This window comes from Mesorhizobium japonicum MAFF 303099 (genome assembly GCF_000009625.1).
In the GTDB taxonomy this organism is placed as follows: domain Bacteria; phylum Pseudomonadota; class Alphaproteobacteria; order Rhizobiales; family Rhizobiaceae; genus Mesorhizobium; species Mesorhizobium japonicum.
Genome location: NC_002678.2, coordinates 3,818,470 through 3,835,273 on the forward strand (window position 1 = coordinate 3,818,470; position 16,804 = coordinate 3,835,273).

The following is a 16,804-nucleotide window of genomic DNA, read 5'->3' on the forward strand; positions in this document are numbered from 1 at the left end:
CGAATTCGTTGCCAGAGGCGAAATGTCTTCCATCGGCTTCTGCTGATGAGCGATCTTACAAGGATCAAAAATTCGGATCTATCCAATCGGGTCTGCCTCGCGGGAATCCGTCGTCATGTCACCATCCGAGGCAACGCCGATCTTTGTGCAGATCATTCCAAGAACACGCTCGAGGGCATGCTGCAATGTGCCGTCTTGTTGGCCTGTCTCTTCGGGAAAGGCTGCCAAAGGCAGATCGAGCCGTCGCAGTGGTTCCAGCGCGCCGCGACGGACCCAGAACATCGTCCCGGCAAAGAAATCGAGGCGAGAACTGGAGGGCATCCCCATTGTCTCCAGGAGATTGAGGGCCATCGCCCTGTTCTCGCCCCACGCAGACTTCTCCCCCTTCCATTCATTGGGCAGCCGAAAGCGTCTGGATCCAATCATCTGGGTGTCGGGCGAACGCTCGAAGTTGGCGATGATGCGGTCGACCACGCCGCGGGATCCGATCAGGTCGAACGCGCTCACCTGACGCCAGATCTCACCGAGAACCATGCGCGGCCCGCTCTGCCCCGACTTCTTGCCATGCAGCTTGCAGATAAGATCGAACGGATCGAACTTTCCTTCGCGAAGCAATTGGATGAAGGGGCCGACGTCGCGGCCACGATTTTCGTAAACCGTGATCTCGGCACCCGGAAATCTTGCCTGAACGCGTTGCGCGAGTGCCGCGTCAGGCCGGGTCAGCGTGAGAAAGAGCTGGAATTGACGACCGGTCGCCTCCAGCAACGCCTCGAACTCGGGCCAGAGATCGGGGTAATGCAGGTGAAGCGCGACGGCGATCTTCGGCTCGACGGTGGGTAGGCGTTCGGGGGCCTCGGCTTGCGGACCATTGAAGTGCCGCGACAGGGTCTTCTGCAGATTGTCGCTCGCTGTGCCAAAGCCCCAACCGGCAAGACTGCCAAGGGCGCGGGCCAATTCACGCCCTTCCGGTCCTGAGATGTGCAAAAGAGGCTGCAAGACGGCGCCTCGGCCAAGCGGCAGCTGAAATCGCTTGTGGCGACGACGCCGACTCAGCAGCGCGCCAACATCTCCGATGTTTAAGGGCCGAACACGCGCCGCAACGACGTCGCCTCTGTCAAATCGCAGCACCATGCCGCCTTCGCTGCTTTTGAGCAGATAGGACGTCCGCGTGGTGACCGGCACGTAGACGATCCTGTCCGCATGTCCTGGGCGGCGAACATCGAGCCGGACAAACGGCATCCACCTCTCTGTTGGCCAAAGCTCGACGATGTAGCGCCCCGGTGCGTGGATGTGGATTTCGCTCACCGCACTGCTTGGGTCGACGCCGTCGCCTTTACGCGGCTCGCGGGGCAGGACATCAGGTAAGGCAACCCTCGTGTCGGCAGCGTCAGGCGACATAGCCGCCGTTCCGATTCGCACGCGATCGGTCAAGGATGCTGTCGAATATACCAATCAGTCGGCCCAGGGAATTGATCAATCTGTTTCGATTAAGCGTCAGGCAATAGAAGCCTATTTTCGTCGAGTAACGGAGTATGTCCACAAATGGGCTATAGGCGATGCCGTATTTCTTGCGCAAGTGGATCTCCGATCGCATCTTCGAGCGATACCGAAAAATACGTGACCGGGTTGATTGCGCAACCGACGTGCCAATGTCGTGGACAGCATGCGCGCCACTGACAAGGATCATGGGCTCGTCACGCTGCAGCAGACGATATGAAAGGTCGTCATCTTCGAAATACAGGAAAATGTCCTCATCAAACCCGCCCGTATCGAGAAAGAGCGTTCGTTTGATCATGAACACGCCGCCATTGACGAAGCGGACGCAACAATCTCCCCAGACCTGCCGGATTCGTGTGGGCAGCGACACGCCGGAAAGGCGATCGATCTCGCTCTCCTCGCGAAACCAAAGCCGGCCATCCACCGTATTGGTGCGCGGCACGAAGACGCCGCAATTTGGATAGCGTTCGGCCGCCTGCAGGAGCGCGTCGACGGCATCCGTCCCAAGACGCACGTCGGGGTTGATGAACAGCAGATACTCCCCCGTCGCCGCCGCCGCCCCGATGTTGCACGCGCGCCCGAAGCCGAGGTTTACGGGATTGTCGATGCGATGAACGGCAAGGTCGGACAGCGCGGTGGAAAGATCGTCGGTACTTGCATTGTCGACGCATACGATCTCCACCCCTGGCGGCAGGCGAGCGAGCGCGCCCCGCACGGTATGGGCGCTGTTATGCGTCACAGTAATGGCAGTTATCGACCTGTTCATTGCCAAAGCCATCCTGATATCTCAGTTGGCTTCCCCCGTAGAAGGCTAGTGATCCGTACGCAATCTAAGCGTTGCGACTCCGGTGGTCGAGTCAATACTCCTGGAACCATCGGCTAAGGAAAAGATGACCGGCGCGGCCATCCCGACTGGCCGAGGCTGTGCGAAAGGCATATCCCGCCCGCGGTCGATCGGCCCGCGCAGCCGCGGCACCAGCGCCGGCATGGGGGCCAACTAGAGCAATTCCAGGAAAAGTGTGAACGGTTTTCCGTCCGGAATTGCGTCAAAACTAAAGACTCTAGGGGTTTTGCTGGACACGTTTTTCGAGTTCGGCCGTGCGTGCGCTCAAATCGTCCAGCTCAAAGCTTTGCGATGTGAGGAAGGCGGCCGATCCGTTGTCGGGATCGGCGGCAAGACGGTGCGTTTCCCGCAGATGATGCTTCAGCCAGGCGCGCTGCTCGCGCTGCAGCCGGGCGCGTTCAGGGCCGTGTTCGCGATGCATCAGCGTATTATAGGCCGTGTTCAACCTGGCATCGAACTTGTCGATCTCGGTCTTCCCGCAATCCAGCATTGCCGAGGTGGCGCCGCCGGACCGGTCGACGCAAGCTTTCATTTCGGCGTCGCTCTGCGCCATCGCGGAATGAGCCGTTGTCATGGCCAAAATTCCGAGGAGGCAGGCATATCGAAGCATGGAGGCGGTTCCTTGATACCAAAGGCTGGACGTGGGTCAGGGCATATCTGTTTCGGCACGCCCCTCCCGGATCGGCAACAAGGGCGGCCCACGATATTTTGGGCGGGGCATGAGCGCGTCAAGGTTTGGCCCGCCGTGCCGCATCACCCGTAACATCCGCGCTCCACCGCCAGCCGCCGCACCAGCGCCAGCACCGCATCTATGGTCGGCGTCGGCTTGTCCGCCAGCCGACCAAGCTCCTGCACCGCGCTCACCAGCGCGTCGATTTCCATCGGCCGGCCGCGTTCCAGGTCCTGCAGCATCGAGGTCTTGTGTTCGCCGACATCGCCGGCGCCCTTGATGCGGCGGTCGACCCCGATCGGAAAGCGCACGCCGCCTCTTCCTTTGAGACCGGCGAACAATCGGCCCGCTACATTATCGCCATGGCTTAAGGAACCGCCATACATGGAAACGCTGATAATTGAACTCGACGCTACCGCCATCGAAAAAGGCTGGGGGAGCTTTCCAGGGTTCTCGCGGACAGCGTAGCCGATGGAGCGGCTATCAGCTTCATGGCGCCCATGCACTACGAGGACGCGGCTCGGTTCTGGTCAGGCGATGTCCAGCGTGAGGTCGCCGCAGGACGTAGAGTGCTTTTCGGCGCCGAGCGGGACGGCGAGATCGTCGGAACCGTCCAGCTTCTCACCACCATGCCGCCCAACCAGCCGCATCGCTGCGAGATCGCAAAGATGATCGTCCATCCGCAAGCACGCAGGCGCGGCATCGGGCGAGCCCTGATGAATGAAGCGCTGAATCGCGCGCGTGAACTGCGGAAAACCCTCATAACCCTCGACACGCGAACCGGGGACGCCGCGGAGCCGCTATACGCTTCCGTCGGCTTCGAGGTGGCTGGTGTGATCCCTGACTTCGCCTGGGACCCGGACGGCAAGGCGCTGCATGCGACGACCTACATGTTCAGGCGGATATAGCCAGGTGCCAGCGGGCCTGATTCTCGCCGGCGTGAAAGGCGAACGGTGGCGCTCATGCAAGCCACCCGGCGACGAAGTGTGACCGGCTGTAGCCAACCGTGACGGAACCAAGACCGCCTTGGAAATATTTCCTCTAGCGCAAACCAGCGCAGCGAGGTTGTCCCGTGATCCCGAACCCGAACTTTGACGCGACCGCCAAGGCCGATGTTCTGACCCAGGAACTCGCCGATTCCAGGCGGCGCATCCGCCAGACCGAGATCGCACTTAAACGCTCAGAACAAATGCTGGCCGAGAATATCGCCCGGTCCCGCAGGATACGCGTCGCGGTCGACGCCGCCGACAGTTTGGTGAAGAGGTGAACGAAGCCGACTTCTCATTCGTCGCGCCCTTCCGGCCAGCGGCGCCACCACTCCCGCTCCAGAACCGTGGCCACCAGCGCTTTCGGCTTACCCGTGCAATGTTGCGCCGTAGAAACCGCAAGGCACACATGGTGAAAGCCTGCTCTGCGCCGTAATTTTCATCGAAAGTGTGCTCGCGCTGGCGGGTCAACCAATCGTTCGACGCCGGTGCCAACTGGAGAATACCGGCAGCAATGTCGGGTTCGAATGTGAACTGAACAGTCACGTGCTGCGCAAGTGGACGGCTCGGAGCCAGTGCCCCCAGAGTGCCCCCGAGGTTTCGGCTATTCTTGGCCATCCACCTCAAGCCTTTGGAAATATTGGCGCGCCCGAAGAGATTCGAACTCCTGACCCCCAGATTCGTAGTCTGGTGCTCTATCCAGCTGAGCTACGGGCGCGCACTGGGCCATGTTTTCAATGGCCCCGCGATCCGATCCCAGGGACCGGCCGCGAATGTGTGCAGTTCCCTAACGACTGAATTTGCGAAAAGCAAGCCGATCCGGCAAAAGTTTTGTCGCGAGTGCGTCATCTGGGGATGGCGACCCGGATCCCAGGGCTTTGAAGCTGCCGCGAAGCAGGTCTCGTTCAGGCCGAGCGGGGAAAAAGTCTCGGCAAAGGTCTTGGAAAGCGTGCGGACCGAAGGGTAGAGCCCTTGGGAAAATTGCACCGAGGCCGTCACGCCGGGCGGCGCAGACTGCCGCGGGCCTGGTCGAGCCGCACCGGTTGGTCGGGGATGGTGACGGCGAAAGTGGTGCGCCCGCCAATCGATTCGACCAGTTCCACCGTGCCGCCATGCGCTCGGATCAGTTCGTGGGCGATCGCCAGGCCAAGGCCGGTGCCGCCGCTGCGCGCCGAGCCGCGGAACGCCGCGAACAAGTTTTCGCGCGCCTTCGGCGGCAGGCCGGGGCCGGTATCGGTGACGGCGATGCGGCTGACGCTGCCCATGCGCTCGGCGGATACGGCGAGCCGCCGTACCACCGCGCTCTCTGTGTCGGCCGCCATCGCTTGCACCGAGTTGCGGCACAGATTGGTGAGCACCCTAAACAGCTGGTCGGAATCGGCGTCCACCTCGAAAGCCGTCTCGACGGCGTTGATGAACTCGATGCCTTCCTCGATGTCGAGCAGACCGTGCACGTCCTCGACCAGCTGGCGCAGCCGCACCCGGCGGCGCGAAGGCGGCGGCTCCTGCGTGCGGCCATAGTGAAGCACGCCTTCGGAATAGGAGACGGCGCGGTCGAGCGCCCGCAAAAGCTTCGGCGCAAAGGCCTGCACGGTCGGGTCCCTGACCTGGCGCAGGCGGTCCGACATCAGCTGCGCCGAGGCCAGGATGTTGCGCATGTCATGGTTGATCTTGGAGACCGCCAGGCCGAGATCGGCAAGGTGTTTCTGCTCGGAAAGCATCTTTTGCAGCCGCTCCTGCATCTGCGACAGCTCGCGTTCGGCAACGCCGATTTCATCGGAGCGGGCGGCGGGACGGATGATGCGCCCGGGGTCGTCGGGCGCTTCGGAGAAGGACAGCATCGAGCGCGTCATGGTGCGGATCGGCCCGATCATGATCAGGTCGATCGCGGCATAGACCAGCATGGCGGTGAACAGCGAGATCAGCAGCGACACGAAGGCGACATTGCGCGAATAGATGAGCATGGCCTTGCGCAGCGAGTAATCCGGCATGATCAGCTCGAATTCCTTGTCGCTGTCGCCGACCGGTCCGAAGACGCGCAGCATCCGGTCGCCGCCGAAGAACAGCGTGTCGAGCGCGCCGGTCATGCCTTTGATCATGCCGACGCTGGCGAGGTCGATATGCTCGTCGACCTGCGGCGGCATGTCCGCCACCACCAGAAGCCGCGAGACGCCGCCATCGCGCACCGCGATCGCCTTGGCGCCGATCGCCATCAGCACGTCATTCTGGGCCGTGCGCGACAGCGAGGTCGACTCGCCCTGCACCAGCACGATCGACACGGCCGCCGCCGTGCTCAGCCGTTCCTTGAGCCAGCTCAGCCGGTAGCTGGCGATCCAGGGCAGGAAGATGAGCACTTCGGCCAGAAGCACGAAAACGATGGTCAGCAGCAGCAGTTTCGTCGACAGGCCGCGCGACAAGGGCACCGTGCGGACGGCGGCGGGCGCCGTTCCGTTCCCTTCCCCCGCTTGGCTGGTTTCGCTCATGCGACCCTGTCTTCACAATCACTTGATCGGCCAAGATTAGGCGATTACGGCATTTTTGCCAATTTCATCCTTTGGCCGGAACATTAAATTACCGTCATAAAGCCGGCGTCCATGTCGCGCCGACGCCGGATTGACTTCCAAAACCCTTCTTTCTATAAGCCCGCTCACGCTCGGGCCACTCGTCCCGGCGCGGTTTCGATCGCGCCAAAGCCGGCCCGGCAAAGCTCCTGTTACAGAGTGACAGAATCAAGAAGGGCCGCACCCCGCGGTATTAAAACAAATGAAGCGTACCTACCAACCGTCCAAACTCGTCCGCAAACGCCGGCACGGTTTCCGTGCCCGCATGGCCACCAAGGGTGGTCGTGGCGTCGTCGCAGCTCGCCGCAACCGCGGCCGCAAGCGGCTTAGCGCCTAAGCGAGACGATATCGTTGCCCGCAACCGGCAAGCCAGTGGGGCAAAATCCCAAGCGGCTTCTGAAACGCGCGGAATTCCTGGCCGTCCGTCGTGGTGAAAAGCGACGCGGACGGTTTTTCCTTGTCGAGGTCCTCGACCGCGGCGATGGCGGGGTGCCGCGCGTCGGCTACACCGTCACCAAGAAGGTCGGCAACGCTGTTGTGCGCAACCGCGTCAGGCGGCGGCTGAAAGAAGCCGTCCGCGTCCATGCTGCAGATGACATGGTGCCCGGCAATGATTATGTCATCGTCGGGCGCGATGATGCGCTGCGCGCCCCCTTCGGCCAGTTGAAGGCCGAACTCTCCCGCCGATTTCGCGGAACACGATAGGCCAAGGGCTCTCGATGGAAAACAACCGGAACTTCTTCATCACCATCGCGCTGTCGGTGCTGATCCTGGCGGTATGGCAATATTTTTATGTCTTGCCGCGCAGCGAAGCCCAGCGCGAGGCCGCCCGCGTCGAGCAGCAGCGCGTCGAGGAGCAGAAGAAGGCGGCCGAGGCCGCCAATCCGGGTGCTGGAACACCGGCTCCGGCGCCGGGCACCATTCCCAACGCGCCCGGCGGTGACACCGTCACCGTGGCCGGCCGCGATCAGGCGCTGGCCGCTTCCAAGCGCGTCAAGATCGACACGCCGAGCCTCGAGGGCTCGATCAACCTGACCGGCGCGCGCCTCGACGACCTTAAGCTCAAGCACTACACCGAGACCGTCGACAAGAATTCGCCCGAGATCGAACTGCTCAACCCGCAGGCTTTGCCCACCGGCTATTTCGCCGAGATCGGCTTCGTCGGCAACGACAAGACCGGCGCGGTGCCGGGCGCTGAAACGGTGTGGAATGTCGACGGCAATCCGACGCTGAGCCCGTCGACGCCGGTCACGCTGACCTACACCAACGACAAGGGCCTGACCTTCAAGCGCACCTTCTCCGTCGACGCCAACTACATGTTCACGGTGTCGGACACGGTGCAGAATTCCGGCTCGAGCGCGGTTTCGCTGTTCAATTACGGCCGCGTCACCCGCTACGACAAGCCGGCCGTCGCCAGCACCTATGTGCTGCATGAGGGCCTGATCGGCTTCACTGGCACCGAAGGCCTGCAGGAACACAAATACGCGTCCATCGAGAAGGACAAGCAGTACCAGCCCGGCAAGGCGACCGATGGCTGGCTCGGCATCACCGACAAGTATTGGGCCGTCACGCTGGTGCCGACCGAGAAGCAGCCGTTCCAGCCGCGCTATGCCTTTTTCGAGGATGGCCGCCACCGCTACCAGTCCGACTTCCTGACCGACGCGATCAATGTCGAGGCCGGCCAGTCGGCGACCGTCGAGACCGAGGTCTTCGCCGGCGCCAAGGAAGTCGCCAAGATCAACGCCTATGCCGAAGACCGCCACATCAAGCGGTTCGACCTTCTGATCGACTGGGGCTGGTTCCATTTCATCACCAAGCCGATGTTCTGGCTGATCGACACGCTCTACAAATTCCTCGGCAATTTCGGCCTGGCGATCCTCGCCACCACCGTCATCGTCAAGGCCCTCTTCTTCCCGCTTGCCAACAAGTCCTACGCGTCGATGGCGAACATGAAGAAGGTGCAGCCCAAGATGCTGGAGATCCGCGAGAAATACGCGGACGACAAGATGAAGCAGCAGCAGGCGATGATGGAGCTGTACAAGACCGAGAAGATCAATCCGCTTGCCGGCTGCTGGCCGGTGGCGCTGCAGATCCCGGTCTTCTTCTCGCTCTACAAGGTGCTCTACATCACCATCGAGATGCGCCACGCGCCGTTCTTCGGCTGGATCCAGGATCTGGCGGCGCCCGATCCGACGTCGCTGTTCAACCTGTTCGGCCTGATCCCGGTGACGCTGCCGCACATGCTGATGATCGGTGTCTGGCCGCTGATCATGGGCGTCACCATGTTCCTGCAGATGCGCATGAACCCGACGCCGCCGGATCCGACCCAGGCCGCGATCTTCACCTGGATGCCTGTCATCTTCACCTTCATGATGGCGGGCTTCCCGGCCGGCCTGGTCATCTACTGGGCCTGGAACAACATGCTGTCGATCCTGCAGCAAGGCGTGATCATGAAGCGCCAGGGCGCCAAGATCGAACTATGGGACAATCTGATGGCCCTGTTCAAAAAGAAACCGTCACCGGCGGAATAGAAACTCCTCTCTCGAAAAAGCCCGGTTCGTCCGGGCTTTTTCTTTGGGCGGATATTCGTTCACGTTCCCGTGATCGGCGAAACTAGCGCGCCGGCAGCGGCGTGACTGCGGGTGCATTTCCAAGGCTATCAATTCCGATCAGCCCTCACCCGGAGGAAGACCACATGCGCTTGCCGTCATTCAGGATCATCGCCATTTCCGCCCTCGTCACCGGCGTGGCGATCGCCACCCCCGCCTACGCCAAGAACCCTGTTGTCGGCGGCGCGCCGATGTACACCACCAAGAACATCGTCGAGAATGCCGTCAATTCGAAGGATCACACGACGCTGGTCGCTGCCGTCAAGGCCGCCGCCCTGGTCGACACGCTGCAGGGCGCCGGCCCGTTCACCGTCTTCGCACCGACCAACGAGGCCTTCGCGGCACTGCCGGCCGGCACGGTCGACACGCTGCTCAAGCCCGAGAACAAGGACAAGCTCACCAAGGTGCTGACCGCGCATGTCGTGGCCGGCAAGATTTCAGGCGCCGAGATGATGAAGCAGGCCAAGGCGATGGGCGGCAAATACGAGATGAAGACCGTCTCCGGCGACACGCTCACCGCCGAGGTCAAGAAGGGCAAGCTTTACATCATGGATGAGTCCGGCGGCGAGGCGAAGGTGACCATCGCCGACGTCAACCAGTCGAACGGCGTCATCCATGTCGTCAACAAGGTGCTGTTGCCGAAGTAACGGCTTCCGGTGAAAGGGGCAGTGGCAGGTCGTTGGGGCTTTCTCGGTCTGCCATCCCCGCCTCATGACGAGGTGCCATGTTTCTTGGGGAAGTCGTTTTCGGCGAGGCCGGGGTCCTGTAGTCCCTCGCAGGGCCCCGGTTTCTTTTTGCGTACCGACGGCTGGGTTTCAGCGATCGAACCTGGACCGCTTCCAGGGCATCACTCACGGCACTGTGGTCGACCTGGGCCGGCGTGCCTGGCTTGCGCAGCTGCCGCCAGGTGCAGCCAACGTCACCGTCTACCAAGGCGGCGGTTTCGACAGCTGTCAAATCCGATCGTGATCTGCCGCGGCGACAAATGAGCCCGGCGCTCACGGAAGACTCGCTCCCCGGCCGATTGGTGCTATAGGGCGGATCACGTTATTTTGACCAGGCGCCTCCGGTAGCGGATGCGCGGGTCTGCCAATTCCCGGACGAACCGACATGGACGGACCCAACCCCAACATCAAGCACCCGATCCCGATGCACACCCGCGTCGGTTTCCTGAAGCCGCTGGTGACGGAGCCGAACATCGAGATCGGCGACTTCACCTATTACGACGACCCGGACGGACCAGACAAATTCGCGCAGAAATGCGTGCTGCACCACTACCCCTTCATCGGCGACAAGCTCATCATCGGCAAGTTCTGCGCCATCGCCGAAGGCGCGCGCTTCATCATGAACGGCGCCAACCACGCAATGTCCGGCTTTTCGACCTATCCGTTCAACATTTTCGGCCATGGCTGGGAAAAGGGCTTCGACCCGGCGACATGGTCGAAGGAGGTGCGCGGCGACACGGTGGTCGGCAGCGACGTCTGGATCGGCATGGAGGCGGTGATCCTGCCCGGCGTGGAAATCGGCCATGGCGCCATCATCGCCGCCAAATCGGTTGTGACGCACGATGTGCCCCCCTATGCCATAGTCGCCGGCAACGCGGCCAAGGTGGTGAAGATGCGTTTCGACGACAGGACGATCAGGCGGTTGCTGGCATTGGCCTGGTGGCATTGGCCCGTGGACAAGATCGGCCGCAACCTCGATGCCATCAGGGGCGCCAATATCTCTCTTCTGGAGGCAGCAGCTTGAACGCTCTGAACAGCACTGTGATCACCACCGACCTGTTCACGCGCGGGTGGATCTTCATCCGCGGCGTGCCGGCCATGAAGTTCCTGCCGCCGGAAGGGCCGCCGGAAATCGCCTTTGCCGGCCGCTCCAATGTCGGCAAATCGTCGCTGATCAACGCGCTGGTCAACCAGAAGGGGCTGGCGCGCACCTCCAACACGCCGGGGCGCACGCAGGAGCTCAACTATTTCGTGCCGGACGGATTTTCGGGCGAGGGCGCCGACCTGCCGCCGATGGCGCTGGTCGACATGCCGGGCTACGGCTACGCCACCGCGCCCAAGGAGAAGGTCGACGAGTGGACCAAGCTGGTCTTCGACTATCTCAAGGGCCGGGTGACACTGAAGCGGGTCTATGTCCTGATCGACGCCCGCCACGGCATCAAGGCCAAGGACGACGAAGTGCTGTCGCTGCTCGACAAGGCGGCGGTGTCCTACCAGATCGTGCTGACCAAGACCGACAAGATCAAGGTCGCCGGCGTGCCGCGGCTGATCGAGGAGACGCTGCAGAAGATCAAGAAGCGGCCGGCGGCGTTTCCGTTCGTCCTGGCGACGTCATCGGAAAAGGGCGAGGGACTGGAGGAATTGCAGGCCGCGATCGTGCTTGCGGCCAATGGCGGCTAGGCCTTTGCCTCCAGCGCGATCATCTGGTGGCTTTCTTCCTCGGCGAGCTGTTCGGTGCCGTAGTTCTTCAGGAACATGTCGACGCCCGACCTGACGATGTGGTCGATTTCTTCCTGGCTCGGAGCCTTGGTGCGGTAGGCGAAGATGCACTGCCGGAAGAGGCCGGCCAGGCACAGTTCGGTGAACTGGTAGGCGGCAAGATCGACATCGTCGATCTTGAGCAGGCCGCGTTCGATGGCGGCATTGAGAAACTTCACCACCTTGTCATGGCCGCGTTTGGGGCCGCGTTCGTAAAACCGCGCGCCCATGTCGGGGATCCTGTCGGAGGCGCCGATCACCGTGCGCTGCGCCTGGATGACCCTGGCCGAGGTGATCTTCATCGACAGCACCTTGCCGAACTTCACCAGAGTCTGGCGCAGATCGTCGGCGCGGTCGAGCATGTCGTACATATTCTTGAAGATGGTGCCGCGCTCTTCCTCGATCAGCGCCTCGAACAGCTCTTCCTTGTTGGCGAAGTAGACATAGATCGTGCCCTTCGACACACCGGCCTCGCGCGTGATGTCGTTCATCGAAGCGGCTTCGAAGCCTTTCTCAATGAAGACACGGCGGGCGCCATCGATGATCTGGCTGCGCTTGACCGGATCCTGTCCGGCCGCCGGCCTGCCACGACGCAGGCTTTCCAGCAGGTCGTCGCATTTATCGGTTTCGACGTCAGGCGTTGTGTCGGCCATAAAAGTCACACCTCGAAAATAATTCGAACCAACCGGTTCGATTGCCTCTTGATATGGTCCTCTTTCCACGCTATGTCAACGGCCTGATCGAACCGAACGGTTCAGTATTATTACTTTAGAGAGATGTCATGTCCTCGAACGCGCCCAACACAGCCGAAGTCCGCCCCTTCCCTAACGCCAAGGTCGCTCCGGCGACGGAAGCACCGGAAATTCCCGTCCTGCCCGTTGCACCGCCGCCGGCGGCTGAAGCTCCGGCCAAGAAGAAGCGCTCGGTGCGCTCCTTCCTGCTGCCGATCATCGGCCTTGCCCTGTTGAGCGGCGGCGCCTGGTATGGCTACGACTATTGGACCACGGGCCGTTTCATGATCTCGACAGACGATGCCTATGTCCAGGCCGACATGGCGTTCGTTTCGCCCAAGATCTCCGGCTATGTCGATCAGGTCAAGGTCAGCGAGAACCAGCAGGTCAAGGCCGGCGACCCGCTGCTGACGATCGACGATGGCGACTACAAGATTGCCGTTGCCCAGGCCGAGGCGCAGATCGCCACATTGTCCAAGACGCTCGACCGCATCGACGCGCAGACCAAGGCCGCGCAGGCTTCCCTGCAGCAGGCCAAGGCGCAGAAGGTCGCCGACCAGGCCGCTGCCGACAATGCCGCCCGTGCCCAGCAGCGCGCCGCGCAGTTGGTCAAGACGCATGTCGGCACGCAGGCGCAGCTGGACGATGCCCAGACCGCGCTCGACCAGGCCAATGCCGCTCTTGTCGGAGCAGATGCCCAGATCGCCGCCGCACAGGCCAATATCGGCGTGCTCGAGGCGCAGCGCGCCGAGTCGGCAAGCACGCTCGCTTCGCTGCAGCTCGGCCGCGACAAGGCCGCGCGCGACCTTTCCTTCACCGTGCTCAAGGCGCCTTATGACGGCATTGTCGGCAACCGTTCCGTCGAGCAGGGCGACCTCGTCAGCCCCGGCCAGAAGCTCGCCGTCGTCGTGCCGATGGACAAGCTCTACGTCGTCGCCAACTTCAAGGAGACGCAGCTCGCCCGGCTGGTTCCCGGCGAAAAGGTCAACATCTCGGTCGACGCCATCGACGGCCATCCCATCCAGGGCACCGTCTCGTCGCTGGCTCCGGCTTCAGGCGCGGTCTTCTCGCTGTTGCCGCCGGAAAACGCCACCGGCAACTTCACCAAGGTCGTGCAGCGCGTCCCGGTCCGCATCGACGTCCCGGCCGATGCCCTGAAGACCGGCAAGCTGCGTGCGGGCTTGAGCGTTGTCGTCAACGTTGACAGCCGCACCGCGCCTGCCGCGACGACCAACTAAGCGCTTTCGGAGGGTGGCTCGGCGGCTGATGAAGCGCCGGGCCGCCCGGCCTGCCTCAAGGAGGCCCATGCAATGGCAACCGCAACGATCACCGCAGGAGCGCCGCCGGCAAGACCGGCGGTCCCTGACACCATCTCCACACGCCGCGTCATCGCCTTCCTGGCGATGGTGTTCGGCATGTTCATGGCGATCCTGGACATCCAGATCGTCTCGGCCTCGCTGGCCGAGATCCAGGCGGGCCTCAGCGCCAGCTCCGATGAAATTCCGTGGGTGCAGACGGCCTATCTGATCGCCGAGGTGGTGATGATCCCGCTCTCGGGCTTCCTTAGCCGGATGCTGTCGACGCGCGTGCTGTTCACCATCGCCGCCGCCGGCTTCACCGCCGCCAGCGCGCTTGCCGCGACCGCCACCAACATCGATCAGATGATCGTCTACCGCGCCGTGCAGGGCTTCATCGGCGGCGGCATGATCCCGAGCGTCTTTGCCGCGGCCTTCACCATCTTCCCGCCCTCCAAGCGCGCCGTCGTCTCGCCCATGATCGGCCTGGTGGCGACGCTGGCGCCGACCATCGGCCCGACCGTCGGCGGCTATATCAGTCACGCCTTTTCATGGCATTGGCTGTTCCTGGTCAACGTCGTGCCCGGCATCCTGGTGGCGACCGCCGCCTGGTCGCTGATCGACTTCGACAAGCCCAATCTCAAGCTGTTCAACAAGTTCGACTGGTGGGGCCTCGCCGGCATGGCGGCTTTCCTCGGCTGCATGGAATATGTGCTGGAAGAAGGCCCCAACAATGACTGGCTGCAGGACCAGGGTGTGTTCATCTGCGCCATCGTCATGACCATCGGCGCGGTGATCTTCTTCTGGCGCGTCTTCACCGCCGAGGAGCCGATCGTCGACCTCAGGGCCTTCAGCAACGTCAACTTCGCCTTCGGCTCGCTGTTTTCCTTCGTCATCGGCATTGGCCTCTACGGGCTGACCTATCTCTATCCGGTCTTCCTCGGCCGTATCCGCGGCTATGATTCGATGATGATCGGCGAGGCGCTGTTCGTCAGCGGCCTGGCGATGTTCGTCACCGCGCCGATTTCGGGCTTCCTGTCGAGCAAGATCGATTTGCGGCTGATGATGATGATCGGCTTCTTCGGCTTCGCCACCGGCACCTGGTGGATGACGCATCTGACCGCCGACTGGGATTTCTACGAGCTGCTCATCCCGCAGATCCTGCGCGGCTGTTCGATGATGCTGTGCATGGTGCCGATCAACAACATCGCGCTCGGCACCTTGCCGCCCGACCGGCTGAAGAACGCATCCGGCCTGTTCAACCTCACCCGCAACCTCGGCGGTGCCGTCGGCCTTGCCCTCATCAACACCGTGCTGATCAACCGCAACGCCTTCCATTATGCGAGGCTCGGCGAGCATGTGCAGTGGGGCAGTGCGGCCGCGCAGACCAAGCTGCAGAACATGACGCTCAACTTCGAGCAGACATCAGGCCTCGACGCGGCCGGTGCGGCGATCTCCAAGCTGTCGGGCATGGTCCATCAGCAGGCGGCGCTGCTGTCCTTCATGGACGTGTTCTACATGCTGACGGTGCTGTTCGCGACGCTCGGCCTGTTCGCGATGCTGATCAACAAGCCGGCCGCGCCTGGTGGCGGCGGGGGTGGCGGGCATTAACGGAAGAACCATACGCGACAGCGGTTTCGGGAAGCTCCTCCAGTCCACGCCCGAAAAGCTCTGACCGCGAAAAAAACTCCGGGCCGCAAGACCCGGAGTTTTTCGTTTCCAACTGAATCTCGTCAGGCCGCGGCCGGCTTGAAGCTCAGCGCCACGCCGTTGATGCAGTGGCGCAGGCCGGTCGGCGCCGGACCGTCGTCGAAGACGTGGCCGAGATGGCCGCCGCATCGGCGGCAATGCACCTCGGTGCGGGTCATGCCGAGCGACCTGTCCTCGGTCTTGCCGATGCCGTTGGCGATCTCTTGCCAGAAGCTCGGCCAGCCGGTGCCGGAATCGAACTTCGTTTCCGAGGGGTAGACCGGCAGGTCGCAGCCGGCGCAGGCGAAGATGCCCTTGCGGTGTTCGTTGAGCAGCGGGCTGGTGCCCGGATATTCCGTGCCTTGCTTGCGCAGCACGTCGAAGGCGGCCGGCGACAGGATGGCTTTCCACTCGTCATCGGTCTTGGTGACCTCGAACTTTTCGGCGGCCTGGGCGACCTGCGGACTGCCCATGCGCAGCATCGTTGCGGCAGCCCCGACGAGGCCGATGGCGGCGGCACCGCTCAAAAGAAAGTCGCGACGGTTCATGACCGGTTCCTCCTGTTGTCTCTTTGCCAAACTCTGCCGCCACGCGGAAATCAAAAGCCGGTGACGGGCCCCTCGAACGAACACTCCGCGCCGTTCCCTGGTTGACCATGGGCGGCGCGGAGCGTGCGTGCCGATTGCGGATCAAGGGAGCTGGACGACGCAATCGGCGGAGAGCTCTTGCCGCAGGTTCGTCCGCGGCAAGCCCCTTGTTACATCTTCGGCAACAAAACCTTGTCGATGACGTGGATGACGCCGTTGGACTGCTCGACATCGGCGATCGTCACATTGGCGACATTGCCGTTCTCGTCAGTGACGGTGACCTTGCCGCCCTCGGCCTTGAGCGACAGCTCGCAGCCGCCGACTGTCTTGACCTTGTGCGTGCCGCCGTCGGCCTTGGCCATGGCGGTGACATCCGCCGCCATCGCCTTGGCGCCGATGACATGGCAGGTCAGGATCTTGGTCAGCTTGTCCTTGTTCTCGGGCTTGAGCAGCGTGTCGACCGTGCCGGCCGGCAATGCCGCGAAGGCCTCGTTGGTCGGCGCGAAGACGGTGAACGGGCCGGCGCCTTGCAGCGTTTCGACCAGGCCGGCCGCCTTGACGGCAGCGACCAGCGTCGTGTGATCCTTCGAATTCACGGCGTTCTCGACGATGTTCTTCTGGGCATACATGGCGGCGCCGCCGACCATCGGGTTTTCGGCATAGGCAGCGGTGGCAAGCGCGGAAACAGCGATCGTACCGGCAAGCAAAAGGGTGGCGTATCTATGCATGATGTTCAAACTCCTCGGGTTTCTCTTCCCATTTTTAGGGACGCAAGGAGATACGGAAAACAAACGCGCGAGTTTCAGGCTATTTTTGGAATTTTAAATGTTTCGCTCGGGCAAAGAGATTTAC

The 16,804-nt window shown here is 62.4% G+C and carries 17 protein-coding genes, 1 tRNA gene and 1 pseudogene; 10 read left to right on the top strand and 9 right to left on the bottom strand.

Features of this window, described 5'->3' with window-relative positions; all coding sequences use genetic code 11:
- Positions 1 to 78 precede the first annotated feature (78 nt).
- From MAFF_RS36670 to MAFF_RS19760, 4 genes and pseudogenes are all read right to left on the bottom strand, one after another.
- Positions 79 to 1,398: a rhamnan synthesis F family protein gene (locus MAFF_RS36670; protein WP_080511896.1), complete on the bottom strand. Its 1,320-nt coding sequence runs from the start codon at positions 1,396 to 1,398 to the stop codon at positions 79 to 81.
- Positions 1,388 to 2,263, bottom strand: coding sequence for a glycosyltransferase family 2 protein (locus MAFF_RS19750; RefSeq protein ID WP_157866024.1), 876 nt, complete (start codon positions 2,261 to 2,263; stop codon positions 1,388 to 1,390). Before MAFF_RS19750 ends, MAFF_RS36670 begins: the two co-directional genes overlap by 11 nt.
- Before the next feature lie 295 nt (positions 2,264 to 2,558).
- On the bottom strand, positions 2,559 to 2,951 hold the full coding sequence (locus MAFF_RS19755) for a lysozyme inhibitor LprI family protein (protein WP_010912718.1): 393 nt from the start codon (positions 2,949 to 2,951) through the stop codon (positions 2,559 to 2,561).
- A 143-nt stretch (positions 2,952 to 3,094) separates the two neighbouring features.
- Positions 3,095 to 3,325 (bottom strand): annotated as a pseudogene (locus tag MAFF_RS19760) (ketopantoate reductase C-terminal domain-containing protein); the annotation flags it as partial.
- 255 nt (positions 3,326 to 3,580) lie between these two features.
- On the opposite strand from MAFF_RS19760, the gene MAFF_RS19765 reads away from it, so the two are divergent.
- Positions 3,581 to 3,919: a GNAT family N-acetyltransferase gene (locus tag MAFF_RS19765; protein ID WP_244420582.1), complete on the top strand. Its 339-nt coding sequence runs from the start codon at positions 3,581 to 3,583 to the stop codon at positions 3,917 to 3,919.
- 164 nt (positions 3,920 to 4,083) lie between these two features.
- On the top strand, positions 4,084 to 4,278 hold the full coding sequence (locus MAFF_RS19770; protein WP_010912721.1) for a hypothetical protein: 195 nt from the start codon (positions 4,084 to 4,086) through the stop codon (positions 4,276 to 4,278).
- A 360-nt stretch (positions 4,279 to 4,638) separates the two neighbouring features.
- Here the strand turns inward: MAFF_RS19770 and MAFF_RS19775 are convergent.
- Together MAFF_RS19775 and MAFF_RS19780 are read right to left on the bottom strand one after the other, a co-directional pair.
- A tRNA-Arg gene (locus tag MAFF_RS19775) sits at positions 4,639 to 4,715 on the bottom strand.
- A 277-nt stretch (positions 4,716 to 4,992) separates the two neighbouring features.
- Positions 4,993 to 6,480, bottom strand: a complete 1,488-nt coding sequence (locus MAFF_RS19780) for an ATP-binding protein (RefSeq protein ID WP_032932475.1) — start codon at positions 6,478 to 6,480, stop codon at positions 4,993 to 4,995.
- A gap of 280 nt (positions 6,481 to 6,760) precedes the next feature.
- Here MAFF_RS19780 and rpmH point away from each other — a divergent pair, with 280 nt between their 5' ends.
- The 6 genes from rpmH (at position 6,761) to yihA (ending at position 11,572) form a co-directional block, all read left to right on the top strand.
- Positions 6,761 to 6,895 (top strand): 50S ribosomal protein L34, encoded by a 135-nt coding sequence (gene rpmH, locus MAFF_RS37835; RefSeq protein WP_008833937.1) that lies wholly within the window; start codon positions 6,761 to 6,763, stop codon positions 6,893 to 6,895.
- Between the two features lie 14 nt (positions 6,896 to 6,909).
- On the top strand, positions 6,910 to 7,263 hold the full coding sequence (rnpA, locus tag MAFF_RS19785; RefSeq protein ID WP_044548651.1) for a ribonuclease P protein component: 354 nt from the start codon (positions 6,910 to 6,912) through the stop codon (positions 7,261 to 7,263).
- Between the two features lie 14 nt (positions 7,264 to 7,277).
- Complete coding sequence (gene yidC, locus MAFF_RS19790) at positions 7,278 to 9,089, top strand: membrane protein insertase YidC (protein WP_010912724.1); 1,812 nt, start codon at positions 7,278 to 7,280, stop codon at positions 9,087 to 9,089.
- Between the two features lie 164 nt (positions 9,090 to 9,253).
- Positions 9,254 to 9,814, top strand: coding sequence for a fasciclin domain-containing protein (locus tag MAFF_RS19795; protein WP_010912725.1), 561 nt, complete (start codon positions 9,254 to 9,256; stop codon positions 9,812 to 9,814).
- Between the two features lie 463 nt (positions 9,815 to 10,277).
- Complete coding sequence (locus MAFF_RS19800) at positions 10,278 to 10,916, top strand: CatB-related O-acetyltransferase (protein ID WP_010912726.1); 639 nt, start codon at positions 10,278 to 10,280, stop codon at positions 10,914 to 10,916.
- Positions 10,913 to 11,572: a ribosome biogenesis GTP-binding protein YihA/YsxC gene (gene yihA, locus MAFF_RS19805; RefSeq protein ID WP_019862432.1), complete on the top strand. Its 660-nt coding sequence runs from the start codon at positions 10,913 to 10,915 to the stop codon at positions 11,570 to 11,572. Before MAFF_RS19800 ends, yihA begins: the two co-directional genes overlap by 4 nt.
- Here the strand turns inward: yihA and MAFF_RS19810 are convergent.
- Positions 11,569 to 12,303, bottom strand: coding sequence for a TetR/AcrR family transcriptional regulator (locus MAFF_RS19810; RefSeq protein ID WP_010912728.1), 735 nt, complete (start codon positions 12,301 to 12,303; stop codon positions 11,569 to 11,571). The genes yihA and MAFF_RS19810 overlap by 4 nt on opposite strands.
- A gap of 128 nt (positions 12,304 to 12,431) precedes the next feature.
- On the opposite strand from MAFF_RS19810, the gene MAFF_RS19815 reads away from it, so the two are divergent.
- Positions 12,432 to 13,619, top strand: a complete 1,188-nt coding sequence (locus tag MAFF_RS19815; RefSeq protein WP_010912729.1) for an HlyD family secretion protein — start codon at positions 12,432 to 12,434, stop codon at positions 13,617 to 13,619.
- A gap of 72 nt (positions 13,620 to 13,691) precedes the next feature.
- Positions 13,692 to 15,287 carry a DHA2 family efflux MFS transporter permease subunit gene (locus MAFF_RS19820; RefSeq protein ID WP_010912730.1) on the top strand — a complete coding sequence of 532 codons (1,596 nt, stop codon included), beginning with the start codon at positions 13,692 to 13,694 and terminating at the stop codon, positions 15,285 to 15,287.
- A gap of 122 nt (positions 15,288 to 15,409) precedes the next feature.
- Here the strand turns inward: MAFF_RS19820 and msrB are convergent, their stop codons facing one another.
- Positions 15,410 to 15,913 carry a peptide-methionine (R)-S-oxide reductase MsrB gene (gene msrB / locus MAFF_RS19825; RefSeq protein ID WP_010912731.1) on the bottom strand — a complete coding sequence of 168 codons (504 nt, stop codon included), beginning with the start codon at positions 15,911 to 15,913 and terminating at the stop codon, positions 15,410 to 15,412.
- Between the two features lie 209 nt (positions 15,914 to 16,122).
- Entirely contained in the window at positions 16,123 to 16,680 is a 558-nt protein-coding gene (locus MAFF_RS19830) for a fasciclin domain-containing protein (protein ID WP_044551090.1), read from the bottom strand.
- Positions 16,681 to 16,804: the final 124 nt, after the last annotated feature.